Below are 19,546 nucleotides of genomic sequence, written 5' to 3'. Positions count from 1 at the left end.
GATGCGACGAATCCTTGCCCTGATGGCGGCCTTGGCCTTCGGGGCCATCGGGTCGGTTGCGGTAGCCGGGCCCGCAACAGCGGCACCGACGTGCAGCGCCACAGTCCGAACCCTCATCCCGTCACCATCGCCGACCGGGTGGGCCGAGAACCTCACCTACGACGCCGCGGGCAACCTCTGGGTGACCCGATCCCTCGACAGCACAGTCGCGCGCTACGACCGCAACAACCGGCTCACCGCGACGGTACCGGTCACCGCGCCCGGCGCGATCCGAACCGGTCCGCGCGGGAAACTGTATGTCACGTCCGGTAATTCGGCCACGAACATGCTGCCCGTCGGACCACTGACCGGAACCATCGTCACCATCGACCCACGCGCGCCACGACCGGTGGCGAAGCCATGGGCTCGCGGCCTCGGTATGCCCAACGGCCTGGCCTTCGACAAGGCCGGCAACGCCTACGTCTCCGACAGCCGACTCGGCGTCGTCCGACTGAAGCCCAACGGCAGCATCGACCGGCGCTGGTCGGCCGCCGCACCGAAGAACGTGGCACCCACCGCAACGGTCAACGGAACCGGGATCAACGGCGCTGCCATCGACGGCGACACGCTCTACGTCACCCTCACCACCAGCCTCACCGGCCGCGTCATCGCGGTGCCGCTCGCGCATCCCGAACGCGCCCGCGCGGTCGCCGACCTCACCGCGCCGCTCCCCGGGCTCGTCGACGACCTCGCAGTGATCGGACCGTCAAAGCTCGCCGTCACCACGACGCTCGGACAGCTCTACGTCGTGAACGTCCGGACCGGCAGCTCGTGCGCGGTCAACGTCGGCGCACCACTCACCGCGGTCACGGCCACGCCCGGCGACCCCACCCGGCTCGTCGTGGCGAGCGAGAACGGAACCGTCTACGTCGTCAGGCTGTGACGGGCAGCTTCGACACCGAGACCGTCGCGGCGACCTGAAGCTCGCCCGCATCGTCGGGGATGAGCATCCAGATCAGGAGACGGTCGGCTTCCCGCACGCGTCGTAGCGTGAGCGGTGTGCCGGGCACGATCGGACGCAGATACTCGATGACCGCCCGATGCGGGACGTCGACGAGGTCGGGATGGTCCACCAGTTCGTCCTCGACCGCCTCCAGATAAGCGGCGTTGTTGAGGTGCTTGAACGGGTCGAAATCGGTGATGCGCAGGACGTGCGGCCGGTCGGGCAGCTCGATGTCGTCGGCCGCGGGCGCCTTGTCGGGGTTCATCGACTTCCAGCGCAGCCGATGCTCGTCGGTCATGGCCGACAGCATCTCGAAAGCGTCGTCGGTGAGGCGGGACGGCATGCCCTGCTCGTTGACGTTGATCCAGAACGCCTCGGTCTCGATCAGGCCTGGTTCGCGCTGATCCGGATTGAACCGGTTGGTCTCGTGGTCGGCCTGCAGCCGCACCCGCATGTTGGTCCACCGGGTCGAGAGAGCCCCGCACCAGCGTTGCGCGGTGAAGCCTGCCGGCCACGAGATCGGACGGATCACGTCGATGATGGTCCGACGCACAATCCAGAACGGATCGGTGTCACGGAACTCGGTGACCTCGATGTTGTCGTTGGCGACGTCCTGCAGGTAGCGTGCGACCGCATCCAGACGGACCCGCATCTCCTGGTCGACATCACCGGTGCGTACCCGGTATTCGCCCTCGAAATACCGGGCACCTTCCTTGCGTTCGGACAGCCCTTCGAACGGTGGCGGCACGGGGGTCGGCGCTTTCACTCAGCGGGTCCTCTCCTAGGACGGCGGCGGGTTTCTGGTTAAGATACATTCAGCCCGAAAACTAGAACACGTTCCACGTATCGGATTCCGAGGAAACAGCAGATGGCGCACGTAATTACCCGACCATGTTGCAACGATGCCAGTTGCGTCAGCGTGTGTCCGGTGAACTGCATCCACCCGACGCCTGACGAGCCGGAGTTCTTCACCGCCGAGTCGCTGTACATCGACCCGGAGACCTGCATCGACTGCGGTGCCTGCATCGACGAATGCCCGGTCGAGGCGATCATCCCCGACGACTCTCTCGAAGAACGCGACGAGCCGTACCTGCAGATCAACGCCGATTACTACAAGGATCACGACGTCGAAGGCGGGCTGGTGCCGCCCAAGAAGGCACCGCAGCTGCCCGACAAGGAACTGCACGTCGCGATCATCGGCGCCGGCCCGGCCGCGTTCTACGCTGCCGAAGAACTGGTGCGCAAGCCGTCGGTCAGGGTCGACATGTTCGAACGCCTGCCCGTGCCGTACGGCCTCGTGCGCGCCGGCGTCGCCCCCGACCACGCAGCCACCAAGGGTGTGGAGAAGACCTTCGCGTCGGTCGCGGCCAAGAAGAACTTCCAGTACTTCCTCAACGTCGAGGTCGGCAAGCACATCAGCCACGACGAACTTGTCGCGCGGTACCACGCGGTGATCTACGCGGTCGGCGCCGCCACCGACAAACGGCTCGGCATCGACGGCGAGGACCTGCGCAACTCGCTGCCCGCCACCCAGTTCGTCGCCTGGTACAACGGGCACCCCGATTTCGCGAACCTCGACGTCGACCTGTCGTCGGAGCGCGCGGTGGTGGTCGGCAACGGCAATGTCGCGCTCGACGTCGCGCGGATCCTGGTGTCCGACCCCGACGACCTCGCGAAGACCGACATCGCCGAGCACGCTGTCGCCGCCCTGCGCGACTCGAACATCGACGAAGTGGTGCTTCTCGGCCGGCGCGGCGTCGCCCAGGCGGCCTACACCAACAGCGAGTTCCTCGCGCTCGGCGACGTCGAGGGCGTGGATGTGGTGATCGACCCCGACGAACTCGTCCTCGACGATGCGACGCAGGCCGCGCTCGACGACGACACGCTCGATTCGACGATCGCCACCAAGATCCGGCTCGCCCGCGAATTCGCCGAGCGACCCCAGACACCGGGCAACAAGCGCATCGTGTTCCGCTTCCTCACGTCGCCGGTCGAGATCGAGGGGACCGACGCCGTCGAAAAGCTCGCCTGTGTGCGCAACGCATACGCCGAGGGAGTCGCCGGTCGGATCGCTGTGACACCCACCGAGGACCGCTTCGACATCGATGCCGGGCTGGTGCTTCGGGCCATCGGATATCGCGGGGTGCCGGTAACCGATCTACCCTTCGATGAGGGGCGCGGCGTCGTGCCCAACACCGAGGGGCGGGTGCAGGATGCCGCCGACGGGAATGTGATGCCCGGCCTGTACGTGACGGGCTGGATCAAACGCGGAGCCACCGGAGGGATCGGGATGAATCGGATGTGCGGGCACGAGACCGCCGAAGCGGTGCTCAAGGACTTCGTCGACGCGACGATCGACGACCCGACGACCTCGCGAGACGACGTCACCGACCTCGTCACCGATCGCGGCGCGCACCGCATCGCGCTCGACGGCTGGAAAGCCATCGACGCGGCAGAGAAGAGCGCCGGACGAGCCGCCGGGAAACAGCGCCTCAAGTTCGTCAGCATCACCGACTTCGAGTCGGCCGCCGCCGGAACGGCGCAGTAGTCGTGCGGGTCGCATTGTTGTCCTACCGCAGCAAGCCTCATTGCGGTGGGCAGGGAGTCTACGTCCGTCACCTCAGCCGCGAACTGGCGCTGCTTGGCCATTCCGTCGAGATCTTCTCGGGTGCGCCGTACCCGGAGCTCGACCAGTCCGCCATCGACGCCGGTGTCACGGTCACCAAGGTGCCCAGCCTCAATCTCTACGACGAGCCCGATCCGTTCCGGACGCCGCGTCCGGGGGAGTACCGCGACTGGATCGACGTGCTCGAGGTCGGATCGATGTGGACGGCGAGCTTCGGTGAACCGCTCACCTTCAGCCTGCGTGTCGCGCGGCTGCTGAAGGAGCGTCGCGACGACTTCGACATCGTGCACGACAACCAGTGCCTCGGCTACGGACTGCTCGACATCCAAAAGGCCGGGTTCCCGCTGATCGCGACCATCCACCATCCGATCACCCGCGACCGGACGCTGGCCGTCAAGGCGGCCAAGGGGTGGCGCAAGATCAGCGCCTGGCGCTGGCACTCCTTCCTGCGGATGCAGGGCCGGGTGTCGCGGCGAATCCCGGAGCTGCTGACGGTGTCGCGCAGCAGCGAGGTCGACATCCGCAAGGCCTTCGACATCCCGTCGGGCCGGATCACCACCATCCCGCTGGGCGTGGACACCGAGGTGTTCAAGCCAGGCGCCGGGAGCGGAGCGAGCGGGCCGAATGTTACTGCCCCCGAGCGTGTACCCGGCCGGATCGTGTGCGTGGCCAGTGCCGACGCCCCGCTCAAGGGGGTGTCGTACCTGTTGGAGGCGGTGGCGAAGCTCTCCGCCGAGCGCGATGTCGAACTGGTGCTCGTGTCCAAACTCGACCCGAACGGGCCGTCGGCCAAGATGATCGACGACCTCGCCATCGGTGACCGGGTGTCGGTGGTGTCGGGCCTGGAGGACGAGGAACTCGCCGAGCTCCTCGCATCCGCCGAAGTCGCCTGTGTCCCTTCGCTGTACGAGGGATTCTCGCTGCCGGCGGTGGAGGCGATGAGCTGCGGGACGCCGTTGGTCGCGACCCGCGCGGGGGCGATCCCGGAGGTCGTCGGCACGGGTGAGGAAGCCGCGATCCTGGTGCCGCCGCGCGATTCCGGACGCCTGGCCCAGGCGATCGGACGCCTGCTCGGCGACGCCGATCTGCGTGCCCGGCTCGGGGCCGGGGGCCGAACGCGGGCCGAAGAGAACTACAGCTGGGCCGCCGTCGCCGCGAAAACCGCGGCACACTATGAGACAGTCTTGGCCAAGGCAGGGCTGCCGACCGAAGGGAAACCGAGTGCTGACAGTTGATTTCGACCGGCTGGGCGTGGGATCGGGCACCAAGGCCATCGACATCGGGGCGGGACAGGGCCGGCACTCCTTCGAGATGTTCCGGCGCGGAGCCGACGTCATCGCCTTCGACATGTCCGAATCCGACATGGCCGACGTCGGCGAGATGTTCGACGCGATGATGGCCGAAGGGCATGTCCCGGCGTCGGCCAAGGCGCGTGCCGAGGTGGGCGACGCGCTGCGACTTCCCTACGCCGACAACAGCTTCGACGTGGTCTTGATGTCAGAGATCCTGGAGCACGTGCCGGCCGACGAGGCCGCGATGGCCGAGATGGTGCGCATCCTCAAGCCCGGTGGACTCGCCGCGGTGACGGTGCCGCGCTACTGGCCGGAGAAGGTGTGCTGGGCACTGTCCGACGAATACCACGAGGTCGAGGGTGGACACGTCCGGATCTACAAGGCATCCGAACTCGCGGACAAGCTGACCGCAGCCGGCCTCGAGGTCACCGGAACCGACCACGCCCACGCCCTGCACGCACCGTACTGGTGGCTCAAATGTGCTGTCGGCGTGGAGAACAACGACAACCTGCTGGTCAAGGGTTACCACAAGCTGCTGGTGTGGGACATGATGAGCAAGCCGTGGCTCACCCGCGTCGGCGAGCAGGCGCTGAACCCGGTCATCGGCAAGTCGGTGGCACTGTATCTGCGTAAGCCCGACACCGCTTCTTCATGACGGCGCTACCCGTCGACGACGACACGTCGGGTGACTACCCGCACGTGCCCGGCGTGGTGAGCGCCGAGCAGATGCGGGCCACCGGCGCGGCCATCGTCGGCATGCAGGAGTCCTCCGGCGCACTGCCGTGGTTTCCGGGCGGCCAAACCGATCCTTGGGATCACATCGAATCGGCAATGGCGTTGTCGGTGACCGGCTTTCACGACGAGGCCGAAGCGGCGTACGAGTGGTCGCGGCGCATGCAGCGCACCGACGGCTCGTGGCCGATCCGCACCGTGGCCGGCCGCATCGAAGACGACGGCGTCGACAGCAACTTCTGCGCCTACATCGCGGTCGGCGTGTGGCACCACTACCTCATCACCGGCGACGAGCGATTCCTGGAACGCATGTGGCCCGTCGTATGGTCGGCCATCGACTGCGTACTCCGATTCCAGCGGGAAGACGGGGCCTTCCGCTGGGGCGGGGATACCGCGGGCAACATGTTCGACGAAGCCCAGATCACCGGCAACGCCAGCATCTTCCAGGCGCTCGACTGCGCGATCCACATCGCCGTCGAAGTGGATCAGCCCGAAAAGGACTGGATTCGAGCGCATTCCGCGCTCGGCGACGCCATCCGAACCGACCTCGCCCGCGACCGGTGGGAGATCTTCCAGCCGCCGTCGGAGCATTCGATGGACTGGTACTACCCGATCCTCGGTGGAGCCCTGCGCGGCACGGCCGGGCAGGAACTGATCGCGCGGCGGTGGGACGAATTCGTGGTCCCCGGCCGCGGCGTCCGATGCGTCGACCACCGGCCCTGGGTCACCGGCGCCGAAACCTGCGAACTCGCACTCGCACTGGATGCGTTGGGCGACACCGACGATGCCATCTCCCTCATCGCGTCCATCCAGCATCTCCGCGATCCCGACGGCTCCTACTGGACCGGCCTCGTCTTCGCCGACGGCAAGCGCTGGCCCGTCGAGAAGAGTTGCTGGACCTCGGCCGCCGTCATACTCGCCGCCGACGCGGTCAGCCGCACAAGCGTCGCCAACGGCATCTTCCGTGACGTCCGCCAACGACTCACCGCCGCGCACTGACGCACGCCTCACCGCCGCTCCATCCGCTCCCTGAGGTGCGAGGAGCGCTGGCGACGAGCGTCGAAGGGCTGGTGAGACGCCGTCCATAGCTCGCGCTCAGATGCCCCCCTGGTGACCTGGCGCACAATCAACTAGACTAGTGTCCAGTCAACCGTCCGGCGCAGCCTCGGACGGCAGCAATGGCGCATCAACGGAGGGCCCATGGAATTCGGAATCGTGCAGTTCACCAGCGATCGCGGGCTCAAGCCGCACGTGCTCGCGCCACTGATCGAGGACGCCGGGTTTGCGTCGTACTACGTCCCGGAGCACGGTCACATCCCCACCCGGCGTGACGCCGCGCACCCGCGCACCGGCGATGCCTCACTGCCCGACGATCGCTACATGCGCACCCTCGACCCCTGGACCTCGCTCGCCGCCGCGGCAGCAGTCACCGAACGCATCCGCCTCGCCACCGCCGTCGCCCTGCCCGTGCAGTCCGACCCCATCACGCTCGCCAAGACCATCGCGACGCTCGACCACATCTCCGACGGACGCGTCACGCTTGGCGTCGGATTCGGTTGGAACCTGGACGAATTGAGCGACCACAACGTCCCGCCGAAGCGCCGCCGGACGATGCTGCGCGAGTATCTCGAGGCGATGCGCGCGCTGTGGACCGAGGAAGAAGCCGAGTTCGACGGCGAATTCGTGCAATTCGGCCCCAGCTGGGCGTGGCCCAAGTCGACCCAGTCGCACATCCCGGTCCAGGTGGGGGCGGCCGGCAACGAGAAGAACTTCAAGTGGATCGCACGCAGCGCCGACGGCTGGATCACCACCCCCGGCGAGGAAGACATCGAAGGATCGGTGAGCCTCCTCAAGCAGATCTGGGCCGACGCCGGACGCGAAGGCGACCCCGACGTCGTCGTGCTCGACTTCAAACCGATCCCGGAGAAGCTCGAGAAGTGGCGCGAAATCGGCGTCACCACAGTACTTTACGGACTTCCCGACGACTCCGTCGAACGTGCGAGCGGCTACCTCGCCAAGCTCGCAGGCAAACTGGGCCTCGCCCCGGCTGTGGTGTGAGCGGCGCTACCACCGCTGCCTGAACTGAATCGCGAGGAACGCAACCACCGCTGCCTGAGGTGCGACGAGCGCTAGCGAGGAGCCTCGAAGGCCCTGGTGACGGTCCCGGCTTGCTCGCCCAATTGCTTTGTCTCACCAGCCCTTCGAGGCTCTCGGCTAGCGCCTCGAGCACCTCAGGGAGCGGAAGGGCGGCGGCGCTGTGCGCCTCGAGCCGGCCGGGTAGGCGATGCGCTCACCTCGGCGCGGCGGTCAGTCCCGGCATCACGTACCGGTCGAGATAGCCGCAAACCTGCGCACCGTCGTCGATGTCGACGGTGTCGCCGGGCATTGTGCCCAGGCTGATGAGTACGCGCGCAACCCATTCCGACACCTCGGCGAGGTCGTGATCGGGATGGATCTCGCCGCGCTGCTGTGCGGCATCGACGTAGCTGCGCCAGAAGATCGCGAGATCGGGTACCAGACCGCTGATTCCGGCGCCGGCGCACGCGGCGAACTCCTCGGGTTCATCGGTCCGCAGGCGCATGAGCAGGGCGCCGGGGTCGTCGTAGGCGCCGCGGCCGATGCGGACGCCGGCAGCCAACTGCGCGGAGAGCGAGTCGATGGAGTCCAACTCGCTGCGTGCACCGGACCAAAAGGATTCGTTGAGGCGCACGATCGCAGCGCCGATCATGGCCGGTTTGTCCGGATAGTGACGATAAAGCCACGCGCGGGAGACGCCGGCCACTTCGGCCACCTGCTGCATCGTCGTCGCACGAATTCCTTTGTCGGCCAGCAATTTTTCGGTGGCCGCCAGGAGACGCTCGGACACGGTCTCCGTCGATGTGTCGGTCACGTCCCCTCCGCCCTCGTCGTATTCGGCATGACGGCACTCTAACAAACCCAATAGACAGTTTCTCGAATCTGTATACAACGATGCGCGACTGGTGTAGACACAATGGAAATAGTGTCTACACAGAGAATCTATACCGACAGGGGATGGGTATGTACCGACCCACGACGGCGATCATCGGCGCCGGGATCAGCGGTTTGACCGCAGGAAAGATGTTGAACGACTACGGCGTGCCGTACACCTGCTTCGACAGTTCCGACCGGATTGGCGGCAACTGGGCGTTCGGTAACCCCAACGGGCACAGCAGTGCCTACCGCTCGCTGCACATCGACACCTCCAAGCATCAGCTGTCGTTCCGCGACTTCCCGATGCCCGACGAGTTCCCGGACTTCCCGCACCACACCCAGATCAAGCAGTACCTCGACTCCTACGCCGAAGCGTTCGGCCTGCTCGAGCGCATCGAGTTCACCAACGGCATCGTGCACGCCGAGCGTCTCGGCGGCGGGGGATGGGAACTGGAAACCCAACGCGGCGAACGACGACGGTTCGATCTGCTCGTCGTCGCCAACGGCCATCACTGGGACCCTCGATACCCGAGCTTCCCCGGTGAGTTCTCCGGCACAACACTGCACGCCCACCATTACATCGATCCGCGCACCCCGCTCGAGTTCTCCGGCAAGCGAATCCTGGTGGTGGGCTTGGGAAATAGCGCAGCCGACATCGCCGTCGAACTGTCGTCGAAGGCGCTCGACAACGAGCTGACGCTGTCGACGCGCTCGGGTGCGTGGATCGTACCGAAGTACTTCGCGGGAAAACCCGCCGACAAGTACTACAAGCTGTCGCCGCACATCCCGACCTCGTGGCAGCGCAAGTTCATGCAGGTGATGCAGCCGATGACGGCCGGACGCCCCGAGGACTACGGGCTGCCGACACCGAATCACAAGTTCTTCGAAGCACATCCGACGCAATCGGTGGAGTTGCCGCTGCGGCTCGGGTCCGGCGACATCGTCGCCAAGCCCGACATCGGCCGGCTCGACGGCCCGACCGTCCACTTCGAGGACGGCACCTCGAGTGACTTCGACATCATCATCTACGCAACGGGTTACAACATCACCTTCCCGTTCTTCGACCCCGATTTCATCAGCGCACCCGACAACCGGATCGACCTGTACAAGCGAATGTTCCATCCCGGCATCGACGATCTGATCTTTGCCGGATTTGCACAGGCGGTTCCGACGCTGTTCCCGTTCGTGGAGTGTCAGTCCCGGCTCATCGGCGCCTACGCGGTGGGTCGCTATCGGCTGCCCTCGGTCGACGAGATGCACGCGACGATAGAGGCCGACACCCAGTACTACACCGGCCACATGCTCGACCGGCCGCGTCACACCCAGCAGCTCGACTACTCGCTCTACGAATACAACATGCGCACCAAGGAATTGCCCGCGGGACTCGACCGTGCGCTCAGCAGCGGGCCACCCATGTGGGCGCGTGTCGATGCGCCGACCGGTGAACTCGCGGTCGCGGCAGGAGGTGCCGAGAAGTGACCAGCCGACACGACACCACCTTTCTCTCGCAGGGAACCACCTGCGCCGCATGGTTTTTCCCGGGACCGGACATCTCCGGTTTCGACACCGGCAACGGGCGCCCCGTGGTGGTCATGGCCCACGGATTCGCCGGCACCAAGGACTCCGGACTCGAACCGTTTGCCCAACGACTCGCCGACGCCGGGCTCGCGGTGTTCGCCTTCGACTACCGCGGCTTCGGCGCATCGGACGGCGAACCGCGACAGCGTATCTCGATGTCCGGTCAGGCCGAGGACTACCGCGCGGCGATCGCGGCGGCCAAGGAGAAGCCGGGCGTCGACCGCAACCGGGTGATCCTCTGGGGCCTGTCGCAGTCTGGCGGGCACGCGCTGATCGTCGCCGCCGACCGGGACGACGTCGCGGCGGTGATCTCACTCGTGCCGCTCGTCAATGGCGTTGCGGCCGGACGACATGCTTATCCGCAGGTCGGCGCAGCTTCGATGGTGCGCTCTACGGCCTTGGGTGTGCACAGCGCCCTGGCCGGCAAGGTCGGCCGCGAGCCGACGATGATGGCGGTGGTCGGGAAGCCCGGCGAGCGGGCCGCACTCACCGCGGACGGCTACTACGAGAGCTACACTTCCATCGCCGGACCCACCTGGCGCAATGAGGTCGACGCGTCGGTCGGGTTGGAACTGGGTAGTTTTCGTGCCGACAAGGCCGCCGAGAGGATTACCGCTCCGGTTCTCATGCAGATCGCCGACCACGATCGCGGTGCACCTCCGCAGGCTGCCGCGTCGGCCGCGTTCAAGGCACACGCTGAGGTGCGTCACTACCCGTGCGACCACTTCGACATCTTCGCCGGCCACGAATGGTTCGAACCGGCCGTCAAGCACCAGATCTCGTTCCTGACAAGGCATCTTGCACAAACCGAGACAGCGGAGGCGACCCGATGAGCGGCGCGATCGTCGTCGGCGGCGCGTCCGGGATCGGGCTGGCGAGCGCGAAGGTGCTTGCTGCTGAGGGGTTTACGGTTTGTGTCGCCGACGTCAACGCCGATGCCGCCCGTGCCGCCGCCGCCTCCATCGGTGGTACCGCGATCACCATGGACGTCACCGACGAAGACTCCGTGGCCGACGGCTTCGGCAAGCTCGACGACCTACGCGTCGTTGTCAGCTGTGCAGGGCTTTCGCTGCCCGGTGCCATCGCCGAACTCGGGCTCGAACAGTGGCAGACCACCATCGACGTCTGCCTCACCGGATCGTTCCTCGTACTCAAGCACGCCGCACAGCACATCGTCGACGGCGGTTCCGTCGTGGTGATCTCGTCGCTGAACGCGCGGCAGCCCGGTGCGGGCATGGCCGGCTACTGCGCGGCAAAGGCCGGCGTCACCACCCTCGTCGAGGTGGCTGCCCTGGAGTTCGCCCCACGCGGCATCCGCGTCAACGCGATCGCGCCGGGCTTCATCGATACCCCACTGACGGCCGGTGTCGCACTCGTCCCGGGGTTGCTCGGCGAATACATCGAGAACACGCCCCTCGGGCGCGGCGGCCGGCCCGAGGAGATCGCCGACATGGTGGCCTTCCTGGCGTCGGACAAGGCCGCCTGGATCACCGGTGCGGCCTTCGACGTCAACGGCGGCGCTCACCTGCGGCGATACCCCGACGTGCTGGGGAAGGTGCGGGCCATGATGGCGCCGAGCGGCTGACGCCTTCTCGCGGCGGGCATGGAGGAGTAGCCTATCCGGAGTGAGTACCTCCGCATCTCCTGTCGGTCCCGATCCGCGCCGCTGGAAGGCACTGGTCTTCATCTGTCTGGCGCAATTGATGGTGGTGCTCGACGGCACCGTCGTGCAGATCGCCCTTCCCGACGCCAAAGTCGACCTCGGCATCAGCACCGCCAATCAGCAGTGGGTGATCACCGCCTACGCGCTGGCCTTCGGTGGCCTGCTGCTCCTCGGCGGCCGCATCGCCGACATGTGGGGCCGCCGTCGGGCACTGATGGTCGGACTCGTCGGTTTCGCGTTCGCCTCCGCGCTGGGCGGTGCCGCGGTCAACGAGGCGATGCTGTTCGGCGCGCGAGCGTTGCAAGGTGCGTTCGGCGCATTGTTGGCGCCCGCGGCCCTGTCGTTGCTGACGGTCATGTTCACCTCTCCCCAGGAGCGTGCGCGTGCATTCGGCATCTTCGGCGCGATCGCCGGCGGTGGGGCGGCAGTCGGCCTGCTTCTGGGCGGCCTGCTGACGCAAGTCCTCGACTGGCGCTGGACCATGTACATCAACGTGGTGTTCGCGGCGATCGCACTGTTCGGCGCGATCGTGGAGATCAAGGAACCCGCCCGCGCGGAAACGACTACGTCGGGGCTCGACATCCTCGGCGTGATCCTGGGCGGTGGCGGTCTGGCGCTCGTCGTGTACGGATTCAGCCGTGCCGCCGAAGAGGGGTGGGGCGATACCGGTACCATCATCTGCCTGGTCGCCGCGGTGGTGTTGCTGGTGGCCTTCGTCGTCTGGCAGTCACGCTGCCGGAATCCGTTGCTGCCCTTGCGTATCGTCGCCGACCGCGCCCGCGGCGGCGCCTACCTCACCGTCGGGCTGTCGGTGATCGCGATGTTCGGATCCTTCCTGTACCTGACGCTGTACATGCAGGTGGTCCACCACTATTCGCCACTGAGTGCGGGTGTGGCCTTCCTGCCGATGGTGCTGGGCATGCTGATCGGTTCGACGCAGATCGCGGCACGCCTGATCACGCGTGTGCCGCCCCGATTCCTCGTCGTGCCGGGCGCCTCACTGGCCGCACTCGGGATGCTGCTGCTCAGCCAGATCTCGGCGGATTCGACGCGCTATTGGAGTGTGGTGTTTCCCGCGCTGCTCCTCATCGGCATGGGGATGGGCACGGTGTTCATGACCTCGATCAACCTGGCCACCTACGGTGTCGAGCCACACGACGCGGGCGTCGCGTCGGCGATGGTCAACACCTCGCAGCAGGTCGGCGGTGCGATCGGTACGGCGCTGCTGAACACCATCGCAGCGACCGCGGCCGCCGCCTACGTCACCGACCACATGGCGTCGGTGCACGATCAGGCCGGCGCGATGGCGCTGCAGGCGAAGGCGCTCGTCCACGGCGAGAGCACCGGCTTCTACGTCGCGGCAGGGATTCTCGCCGGTGTGGCGGTGGTGGCCGGGCTGTTGATCAACGTTCGTACGCCCATCGGTGCCGCGCACGAGACCGAGCTCGCTGCCGCCCCTCCGGCCTGAAGTCAGTTATGCGGCAGCGGCTTTCCGACGTCACCACTGTCGCGGCGCAGGACTCGCAGTGAACCTTCGACGCGGATCTCGGTGAACTGCCCGGTCTCGAGCGCCTGACAGTAGATCTCGTATGGCGGACGGCCACCGTCGGCGGGGTCGGGAAAGACGTCGTGGATCAGCAGGCAGCCACCGACCCGCACCCAGGGCGCCCAGCCGTCGAGGTCGTTCTGCGCGGCCTCCATGCTGTGTCCGCCGTCGATGAAGACGAAGTCAGCGGGTGAACCCCAGATGCGTGACGCCACCGTGGACGGCGCGAGCACGCCGATGACCGTCTTCTCGAGGTCCGCGTCGAACATGGTTCGACGGAATCGGGCCGAGGTGTCCAGGGTGCCGGTGTGCGGGTCGACGAGGTCGGGGTCGTGGTACTCCCAGCCCGGCTGGTGTTCCTCGGATCCACGGTGATGGTCGACGGTGACGATCGTGGCGCGCAGCGGTTGCGCCGCAGCACCGAGGAACACAGTGGACTTTCCGCAGTAGGTGCCGATCTCGATGCCCAAGCCGACCGAATCCGGCTGCGCCAGAATCTCTTCGGCGATCTCGTACAGCGTCGTCGCCTCATCGATAGGCATGAATCCGGGTGCGGCTTCGGCGGCCGCGAGTCGCTGCGGGGTGAGCCCGGGGGATGTCTCTACGTGCGATGAGGTCATGGCGCCGATCCTATCGAACAGCAGTGGTGCGCCTCACACCACTGGCTCGATGCCAAGTAGGGTTGGGGCATGAAAGCTCAAGTTCTCACCGCCGAGATCGGGCCCGAAGGCCTCGAACTGACCGATCTTCCCGACCCGACACCCGCCGACGGGCAGGTCCTCGTCGACATCAAGTCGTGCGGAATCTGCTTCCCCGACCTGCTCATGAGTCAGGGGAAGTACCAGATGAAGGCGCCGTTGCCGTTCACTCCGGGCACCGAGGTCGCCGGTGTGGTGCGTACCGCACCTGACGGCGCATCGGTGAAGCCGGGCGACAAGGTACTCGTCGCGTCGTTCATCGGTGGGTTCGCCGAGCAGGTCGTCGCCGCGCCCGAGCAACTTCTGCCGCTGCCCGAGGGTCTCTCCTTCGATCAGGGCGCCGCCATGGGCATCAACTATCAGACCGCGATCTTCGCGCTCAAGACGCGCGCCAAGGTGGAGCCGGGCGAGGTCGTCGGCGTTCTCGGCGCCGCGGGCGGTGTCGGCACCGCGTCGATCCTGGTCGCGAAAGCCCTGGGCGCCAAGGTGATCGCCATCGTGCACCGCAAGGGTGCCGAGCAGCTCCTGCGCGACGCGGGCGCCGACGAGGTGGTGCAACTCGAAGACGGCTGGGGCAAGAAGCTGAAAGAGATCGTCCCCCAGGGCGTCGACGTGATGATCGACCCGTCGGGCGGCGAGGTGTTCGACGAGGCGCTGCGTCAGGTCGCGCCCGACGGCCGGTACGTGGTCATCGGATTCGCCGCGGGCGGCATCCCGACCGTCAAGCTCAACCGGGTGCTGTTCCGCAACATCGCGGTCGTCGGGGCGGCCTGGGGCGAGTACATCCGCACCCATCCCGGCCTGCCCGCCGAACTGCACGACGAACTCGCGCAGATGATTGCCGACGGCCTGAACCCGATGGTCAACGCGACCTACTCGCTCGACCAGCTGCCGCAGGCGTTGACTGATCTCGCCGAAGGGCGGATCCTGGGGAAAGCGGTCGTCAAGATCGCCGACTGATACGGAAGGTCTTTGCCATGTGCCGCAACATCACCGAGCTTCGGGGCCTGGAGCCACCGGCCACCGAGGACGAGATCGAGGCCGCCGCGCGGCAGTACGTCCGCAAGGTCAGCGGCGTGCGGCATCCCTCGGCGGCGAACGTAGAGGCATTCGAGGCGGCGGTGGTTGCGGTCACTGCCGCCACCAGGGCGCTGCTCGACGTCCTACCGGAGCGGCGTCAGCCACCGAAGACGGTCCCACCGCTGCGTCGCCCCGAGGTGCAGGCCCGGATCGCGGCGCGCGGCTGACGCGCACAACATTAGCCGACTAAATTAGTGTGCTAATGTAGTCGGTATGGACCTTGCCTACGAACTATTCGACCTGGTTCGAACCCTGGACCGGGCCGCCGATCGGGTACTGAGAACCCAGGGTCTGAGCTGGAACCGCTATCTTGCCCTGGTCGTGCTGTCTGAGCACGAGGGGCTGACGGTACGCATGCTCGCCGGCGCCATCGGAATCAGCGAACCCTCGACAAGCAACCTGGTTCGAAAACTGGTCGATGCAGGCTTCATCGACAACTCGGCCCCTGCGGGCGCGGGCAACGTACGACATCTGACGGTCACCCCAACGGGGATCGTCAAGAAGAATGTGTGTTCCAAGCTGCTCGGTGATTCCCTCGATGACAACGCAATTCGCATCGGGATCGACCCGGGTGAACTCGCCGGCACCATCCGAAGGTTGCACGACGAGGTGCGCGCACCAGCAGCGTCCGCTGCGGAGGGGGCACATCGATGACGAGTGGTCCTGACGACGAGCAGGCGACGATCGCACGTCTGCGCTCGAAGCATCCTGCCCGCAAGGGAGTCGTGTTCAACGTCCTCGTCACGGTGGTCGAGGTCGGCGGAGCAATCCTCCTGTTCCGACTCGCCCGTGGCGCGGGCGCGAGCGATCTGGTCGCCTACCTGGTCGGTGCCATCGCGCCGATCATCGGCGGTCTGGCCGTCTGGGTGCGGTCCCGAAGACTCAACGGTGCCTCCGCTGCCATCCTGGCCTTTGCGCTCCTGTCTGCACTGATCGCCTTCGTCGGCAGCACGGCGCCGAAGATGTTGCTGTACAAGGACTGTGTCCTCACCGCGTTGATCGGCTTGATCTTCCTCGGCTCGTGCGTGCTGGCCAAACCGGTGATGTTCTACTTCTCGCAGCGCTACGGAACCGACGGCACAGCCGAGGGTATGCACGTCTTTGATCTGATGTGGGCCGATTACCCTAGGTTCCGGCACGGGATCTACGCCATGTCCTTCGTGTGGGCGGGGGTGTACCTTGCACAGGCGGCAATCACGGCGGTCATCATCTCGCGCAACACCTTCGATGCCGCGTACACCTGGAATCAGATCCTTCCCTTCGTCGCGACCGGAATCGCTGTCGCCGCGACGGTGCGGATCGCGCGCTGGATGCGCTCCGCGGGAGAGGATCTCGCGGCTGCGTGATCAGGTGCGCCCGGCCATCTGGGCACGGATCGCCGCATTATCGGCACCCAGATCGGCTGCGGCGAGGAACTCTCGACGCGGCGGTCTCGGCGTCGACACCTCGGGAGTGGTCGTCGGTTTCTCCACCACGCCGAGTGCCGCGTAGGTGGCAGCGACCTGCGACAGTGCGGTGTCGATCAGCAGCCCGCCGCCGCGCGCCAGCGATTCGGCTACTGTCGCTGCGGCTTCCAGGCCGGTCAACGGGTCGGCGATGGCGTCTCCGACGAACACGGGCCCGGTCGGGGTCTGCGCCGTGAGTCCACCCGCAACTGCTGCGTCGTCGCCGAAGCCTACCCAGTCCGCGCCCGACCCGGAGCTTCCATGGGCGGTGAGGCGCACCCACACCTGTCCGGGGCGTGCGGGTAGTTGGTCAGAGGCGAGCCCGTGCCGCTGCAGGGCGCGTGGTCGTGATGCCTCGACGACGACGTCGGCAGTTGATAGCAGCCGGGCAACGTTGTCCTTATCATCGTGCAGATCGACTGCGTAGGAGAGCTTTCCGCCGTTCATCCAATCGAAGAAGTCGCGGTTCCCGCGCCGTGCGCCGTCGGGTCGAGACCGGCTTTCGACCTTCACCACCGTCGCGCCGGCGCGCGCGAGCAGGTGCGTGCACAAGGGGCCGGCCCAGAGCGACGACAGGTCGGCGACGAGGAGATCGGAGAGTTCTCGAGGATCGGTTGCGGTGCCGCGGGATTCGACAGTCGGTGGGCGGGGATCGGCCTCCCCGGGAATCGCGGCGGCCAGGCCGAGGAGGCGTGCCCGCGACACCACGTCTGCGGCGGGCAATTGTTGTGCAGCACGTTCGACGCACGTCCACGGATCGTCGTCGGGCATCTCGCCGGACAGGAGTGCCGGGACGAGGTCGACGTCGTCGGGGCGGGCGAGCGACAAGGCGAACCATCCGTCGGCCGCGCGAATCAATCGTGTTGCGCCACCGGCGGAAATACGTCCGTTCCTGGTATGTCCAGTGAGGCCGGCTCGGCCACTGAGGAATTCGCCGGCATCAAGGTCGGTCAGAACGTCTCGGTTGTCGGTGGCCGTGACGAATCTGTCCAAAACCTCTCGGGCGCGGTGCAATACGGGAGCACGCGACAGGTCCGGGAGACCGTCGGAATGCCCGGTGAGGGTGGCGAGCCCGGACGTGGCCCAGTCGTCGACGATCATCGCACCTCCTTGTGCCGCACGACTCCCATCCTACGGGCACTCAACTCGGCCGGGCGGCGTCGAACTGGCGTAGTTGCGGCTGGGTCGTGACGATGTGCGCCGTCGCCCGATCACTCACGCAGACGTACTGATGGGGGACATCGGCCGGGTAGCGAACGAAGTCGCCCGCGGAGACGGCGACGGCGTCGCCGACCGGACCGAGCTCGAGGCGCCCGTCGATGACGAAGACATGGTGCAGGGTGCCCGGCGAATGTGCTGCTATCACGGTCGGTTCCGACGATTCACGGGCGAAATGCACGACGAGGGTTCGGACGTAGTCGGTTCCGTAGACCTCGTCGAGGACGCGCTCGGAGCGGTCATGATCGGCTGACCACGTCGCGTCGGCCGCGCGTTGCACGAACACCGGCGTGCCCCATTCGGTGAGAAGGCGCCGTGCCGGAACATCCAGCGCCGTCCCGATCAGCATCAGTGTTTCCACCGTGGGATTTCCCGTGCCCTGCTCGATCTTCGACACCGTCTGCTTGGACAGCCCCGATTGCCGGGCCAACGCACCCAGCGTCAGACCGCGCTCGGTTCGGAATCGCCGCACATTTCTGGCGACCATGCGATTGGCCTCGGTAACCCTGGTGCCGTCACTTATAAGAGACTACCGTCATTCTTGACAGACATGCTGGGTGCGCTGAATGATGATCGACACGACGTCGGCAAACGTGTCGAACGTGAAGGGGGCGCTCAGTGTCGAGATCCGTTATGTCGCAATTACTTCAGATGAGTTCTCGGCTGCTGGCCGTGATCGCGCTGACCGCTGTTCTCGGGTTGATCGTGCCGGGGTTGGCGCGTGCCGACCGGCCGCTCACACCTCCGGCCCAGCCGGTGCACGGTCTCGGGGCCAACGGGCCCTGCGCCACGTCGACCAAGATCTACCCCAATCCGCACGACGTGACGCACAAGATCACCATCTACAGCCCTGTCGGCCGGGGCGCCACGCCGCTCGTGGGCGGCCATTGCAGTGATGTGAAGCGGCCGGTCGTCGTCGTGGTCCACGGGTTGCTCGCCGGCATCGACGACCAACTCCTCGGTAGCAGCCTCCTGTACGCGGACCTGATCAAACACTTCGTGAGCACCGGAAACGTCGTCGTCTTCGCGAGCTGGCCGACCAACCCCTACGACTTCTCGCACTCACTCCCGCGGGAAGATGCCGCCCTGCAGGCCGCGAAAGCCCTTGCGCCACGGGGCGACTTCCGGCGCCTGGGCATTGTGGGACATTCGATGGGCGGTGGCGCGGTGCCGTATCTCGCGCAGCGAGCCGTCGCCAGGGGCTGGGGATCGTCGGCGCTGTGGCTCTTCCAACTCGCGCCCGCGTTCGCGACGAATGTGGGCACCGGCCCAATCGTCCTGCCGGCGCGCACCCGCATCGTCGTCGAGAACTACGACCACGACAACATCCTCGACGCCCGACTCGGCATCGAGCAGTTCGGCGCCTACACGGTGCCGGCTGCGCACAAGCGACACCTGTTGGTGCGCAGCGATGTTCGCGGACCTCTGCAACGCCTCGATGCCACTCATCTGTCACCCAACACGCTGCTCGCGCCCAACGACGCCATCCGCTTCTTCGGCATCTACCGGGTGGGCGACGCCCTGCAATCGTGCACGCTGACCGGACGGCACTGTGACGCCGACCTGAGCTACATGGGGAGATGGAGCGACGGCCGACCGGTCACCCCGGCGGTGTCCTCGGTGAATCCGGTTGACGCGGGCCCGCCCGCCGAGGCATTCGGTGCTCTCGGACTCCATGGCGAATGCGAGACGCGGGCGAACCCGCGCGCAGTTCGGTGCCCACCGGGTCACTAA

The 19,546-nt window shown here is 66.6% G+C and carries 20 protein-coding genes; 15 read left to right on the top strand and 5 right to left on the bottom strand.

The features are described 5' to 3' along the window. Nucleotide 1 precedes the first annotated feature (1 nt). Nucleotides 2-922 carry a hypothetical protein gene (locus tag ABZW74_RS03645; protein ID WP_355273978.1) on the top strand — a complete coding sequence of 307 codons (921 nt, stop codon included), beginning with the start codon at nucleotides 2-4 and terminating at the stop codon, nucleotides 920-922. Here the strand turns inward: ABZW74_RS03645 and ABZW74_RS03640 are convergent. Further along, complete coding sequence (locus tag ABZW74_RS03640; RefSeq protein ID WP_240860703.1) at nucleotides 912-1,748, bottom strand: acyl-ACP thioesterase domain-containing protein; 837 nt, start codon at nucleotides 1,746-1,748, stop codon at nucleotides 912-914. The two genes, ABZW74_RS03645 and ABZW74_RS03640, sit on opposite strands and share 11 nt — an antisense overlap. 102 nt (nucleotides 1,749-1,850) lie before the next feature. Between ABZW74_RS03640 and ABZW74_RS03635 the strand changes: the two genes are divergently transcribed. The 5 genes from ABZW74_RS03635 (at nucleotide 1,851) to ABZW74_RS03615 (ending at nucleotide 7,690) form a co-directional block, all read left to right on the top strand. After that, entirely contained in the window at nucleotides 1,851-3,530 is a 1,680-nt protein-coding gene (locus tag ABZW74_RS03635; RefSeq protein WP_240860704.1) for an FAD-dependent oxidoreductase, read from the top strand. 2 nt (nucleotides 3,531-3,532) lie between these two features. Beyond that, entirely contained in the window at nucleotides 3,533-4,843 is a 1,311-nt protein-coding gene (locus ABZW74_RS03630; RefSeq protein WP_355273973.1) for a glycosyltransferase family 4 protein, read from the top strand. After that, entirely contained in the window at nucleotides 4,830-5,555 is a 726-nt protein-coding gene (locus tag ABZW74_RS03625; RefSeq protein ID WP_355273970.1) for a class I SAM-dependent methyltransferase, read from the top strand. Before ABZW74_RS03630 ends, ABZW74_RS03625 begins: the two co-directional genes overlap by 14 nt. Beyond that, on the top strand, nucleotides 5,552-6,631 hold the full coding sequence (locus tag ABZW74_RS03620) for a prenyltransferase (RefSeq protein ID WP_355273967.1): 1,080 nt from the start codon (nucleotides 5,552-5,554) through the stop codon (nucleotides 6,629-6,631). Before ABZW74_RS03625 ends, ABZW74_RS03620 begins: the two co-directional genes overlap by 4 nt. 201 nt (nucleotides 6,632-6,832) lie before the next feature. After that, nucleotides 6,833-7,690 carry an LLM class F420-dependent oxidoreductase gene (locus tag ABZW74_RS03615; RefSeq protein ID WP_355273964.1) on the top strand — a complete coding sequence of 286 codons (858 nt, stop codon included), beginning with the start codon at nucleotides 6,833-6,835 and terminating at the stop codon, nucleotides 7,688-7,690. Nucleotides 7,691-7,922: 232 nt separating this feature from the next. On the opposite strand, the gene ABZW74_RS03610 is transcribed toward ABZW74_RS03615, so the two are convergent. Beyond that, entirely contained in the window at nucleotides 7,923-8,522 is a 600-nt protein-coding gene (locus ABZW74_RS03610) for a TetR/AcrR family transcriptional regulator (protein ID WP_240860711.1), read from the bottom strand. A 149-nt stretch (nucleotides 8,523-8,671) separates the two neighbouring features. Between ABZW74_RS03610 and ABZW74_RS03605 the strand changes: the two genes are divergently transcribed. From ABZW74_RS03605 to ABZW74_RS03590, 4 genes are read left to right on the top strand one after another with little or no spacing between them, the layout of a single operon-like run. After that, nucleotides 8,672-10,063, top strand: coding sequence for an NAD(P)-binding domain-containing protein (locus ABZW74_RS03605; RefSeq protein WP_355274056.1), 1,392 nt, complete (start codon nucleotides 8,672-8,674; stop codon nucleotides 10,061-10,063). Next, nucleotides 10,060-10,995: an alpha/beta fold hydrolase gene (locus ABZW74_RS03600; protein ID WP_355273961.1), complete on the top strand. Its 936-nt coding sequence runs from the start codon at nucleotides 10,060-10,062 to the stop codon at nucleotides 10,993-10,995. The genes ABZW74_RS03605 and ABZW74_RS03600 overlap by 4 nt, the downstream gene beginning before the upstream one ends. Then, entirely contained in the window at nucleotides 10,992-11,747 is a 756-nt protein-coding gene (locus tag ABZW74_RS03595; protein ID WP_355273958.1) for an SDR family NAD(P)-dependent oxidoreductase, read from the top strand. The genes ABZW74_RS03600 and ABZW74_RS03595 overlap by 4 nt, the downstream gene beginning before the upstream one ends. Nucleotides 11,748-11,787: 40 nt before the next feature. Then, nucleotides 11,788-13,293, top strand: coding sequence for an MFS transporter (locus ABZW74_RS03590; RefSeq protein ID WP_355273955.1), 1,506 nt, complete (start codon nucleotides 11,788-11,790; stop codon nucleotides 13,291-13,293). Nucleotides 13,294-13,295: 2 nt separating this feature from the next. Here ABZW74_RS03590 and ABZW74_RS03585 read toward each other — a convergent pair whose 3' ends face one another. Next, nucleotides 13,296-13,991 (bottom strand): class I SAM-dependent methyltransferase, encoded by a 696-nt coding sequence (locus ABZW74_RS03585; RefSeq protein ID WP_355273951.1) that lies wholly within the window; start codon nucleotides 13,989-13,991, stop codon nucleotides 13,296-13,298. A gap of 69 nt (nucleotides 13,992-14,060) precedes the next feature. Between ABZW74_RS03585 and ABZW74_RS03580 the strand changes: the two genes are divergently transcribed. Genes ABZW74_RS03580 through ABZW74_RS03565 form a run of 4 tightly spaced genes read left to right on the top strand, consistent with a single transcriptional unit; the run spans nucleotide 14,061 to nucleotide 16,495 of the window. Further along, nucleotides 14,061-15,029: an NADPH:quinone oxidoreductase family protein gene (locus ABZW74_RS03580; RefSeq protein ID WP_355273948.1), complete on the top strand. Its 969-nt coding sequence runs from the start codon at nucleotides 14,061-14,063 to the stop codon at nucleotides 15,027-15,029. A gap of 17 nt (nucleotides 15,030-15,046) precedes the next feature. Then, nucleotides 15,047-15,316, top strand: a complete 270-nt coding sequence (locus ABZW74_RS03575) for a DUF2277 domain-containing protein (RefSeq protein WP_355273945.1) — start codon at nucleotides 15,047-15,049, stop codon at nucleotides 15,314-15,316. Nucleotides 15,317-15,362: 46 nt separating this feature from the next. Beyond that, nucleotides 15,363-15,803, top strand: coding sequence for a MarR family transcriptional regulator (locus ABZW74_RS03570; RefSeq protein WP_240860726.1), 441 nt, complete (start codon nucleotides 15,363-15,365; stop codon nucleotides 15,801-15,803). Further along, nucleotides 15,800-16,495 (top strand): VC0807 family protein, encoded by a 696-nt coding sequence (locus ABZW74_RS03565; RefSeq protein ID WP_355273941.1) that lies wholly within the window; start codon nucleotides 15,800-15,802, stop codon nucleotides 16,493-16,495. Before ABZW74_RS03570 ends, ABZW74_RS03565 begins: the two co-directional genes overlap by 4 nt. On the opposite strand, the gene ABZW74_RS03560 is transcribed toward ABZW74_RS03565, so the two are convergent. Further along, the gene (locus ABZW74_RS03560) at nucleotides 16,496-17,695 is read right to left on the bottom strand and encodes a CoA transferase (RefSeq protein WP_355273938.1); all 1,200 of its coding nucleotides are present in this window, start codon (nucleotides 17,693-17,695) and stop codon (nucleotides 16,496-16,498) included. 40 nt (nucleotides 17,696-17,735) lie between these two features. Next, nucleotides 17,736-18,299 (bottom strand): helix-turn-helix domain-containing protein, encoded by a 564-nt coding sequence (locus ABZW74_RS03555; protein WP_355273935.1) that lies wholly within the window; start codon nucleotides 18,297-18,299, stop codon nucleotides 17,736-17,738. Nucleotides 18,300-18,463: 164 nt separating this feature from the next. Between ABZW74_RS03555 and ABZW74_RS03550 the strand changes: the two genes are divergently transcribed. Continuing rightward, a complete protein-coding gene (locus ABZW74_RS03550) occupies nucleotides 18,464-19,546 on the top strand; it encodes a hypothetical protein (RefSeq protein WP_355273932.1) in 1,083 nt (360 codons plus the stop codon).

Origin of the sequence: Gordonia sp. NPDC003585 (assembly GCF_040610755.1) — a bacterium.
Lineage (GTDB): Bacteria > Actinomycetota > Actinomycetes > Mycobacteriales > Mycobacteriaceae > Gordonia.
The sequence above is the reverse complement of the archived record's forward strand: the minus strand, read 5'-3'. Positions and strand labels throughout refer to the sequence as shown.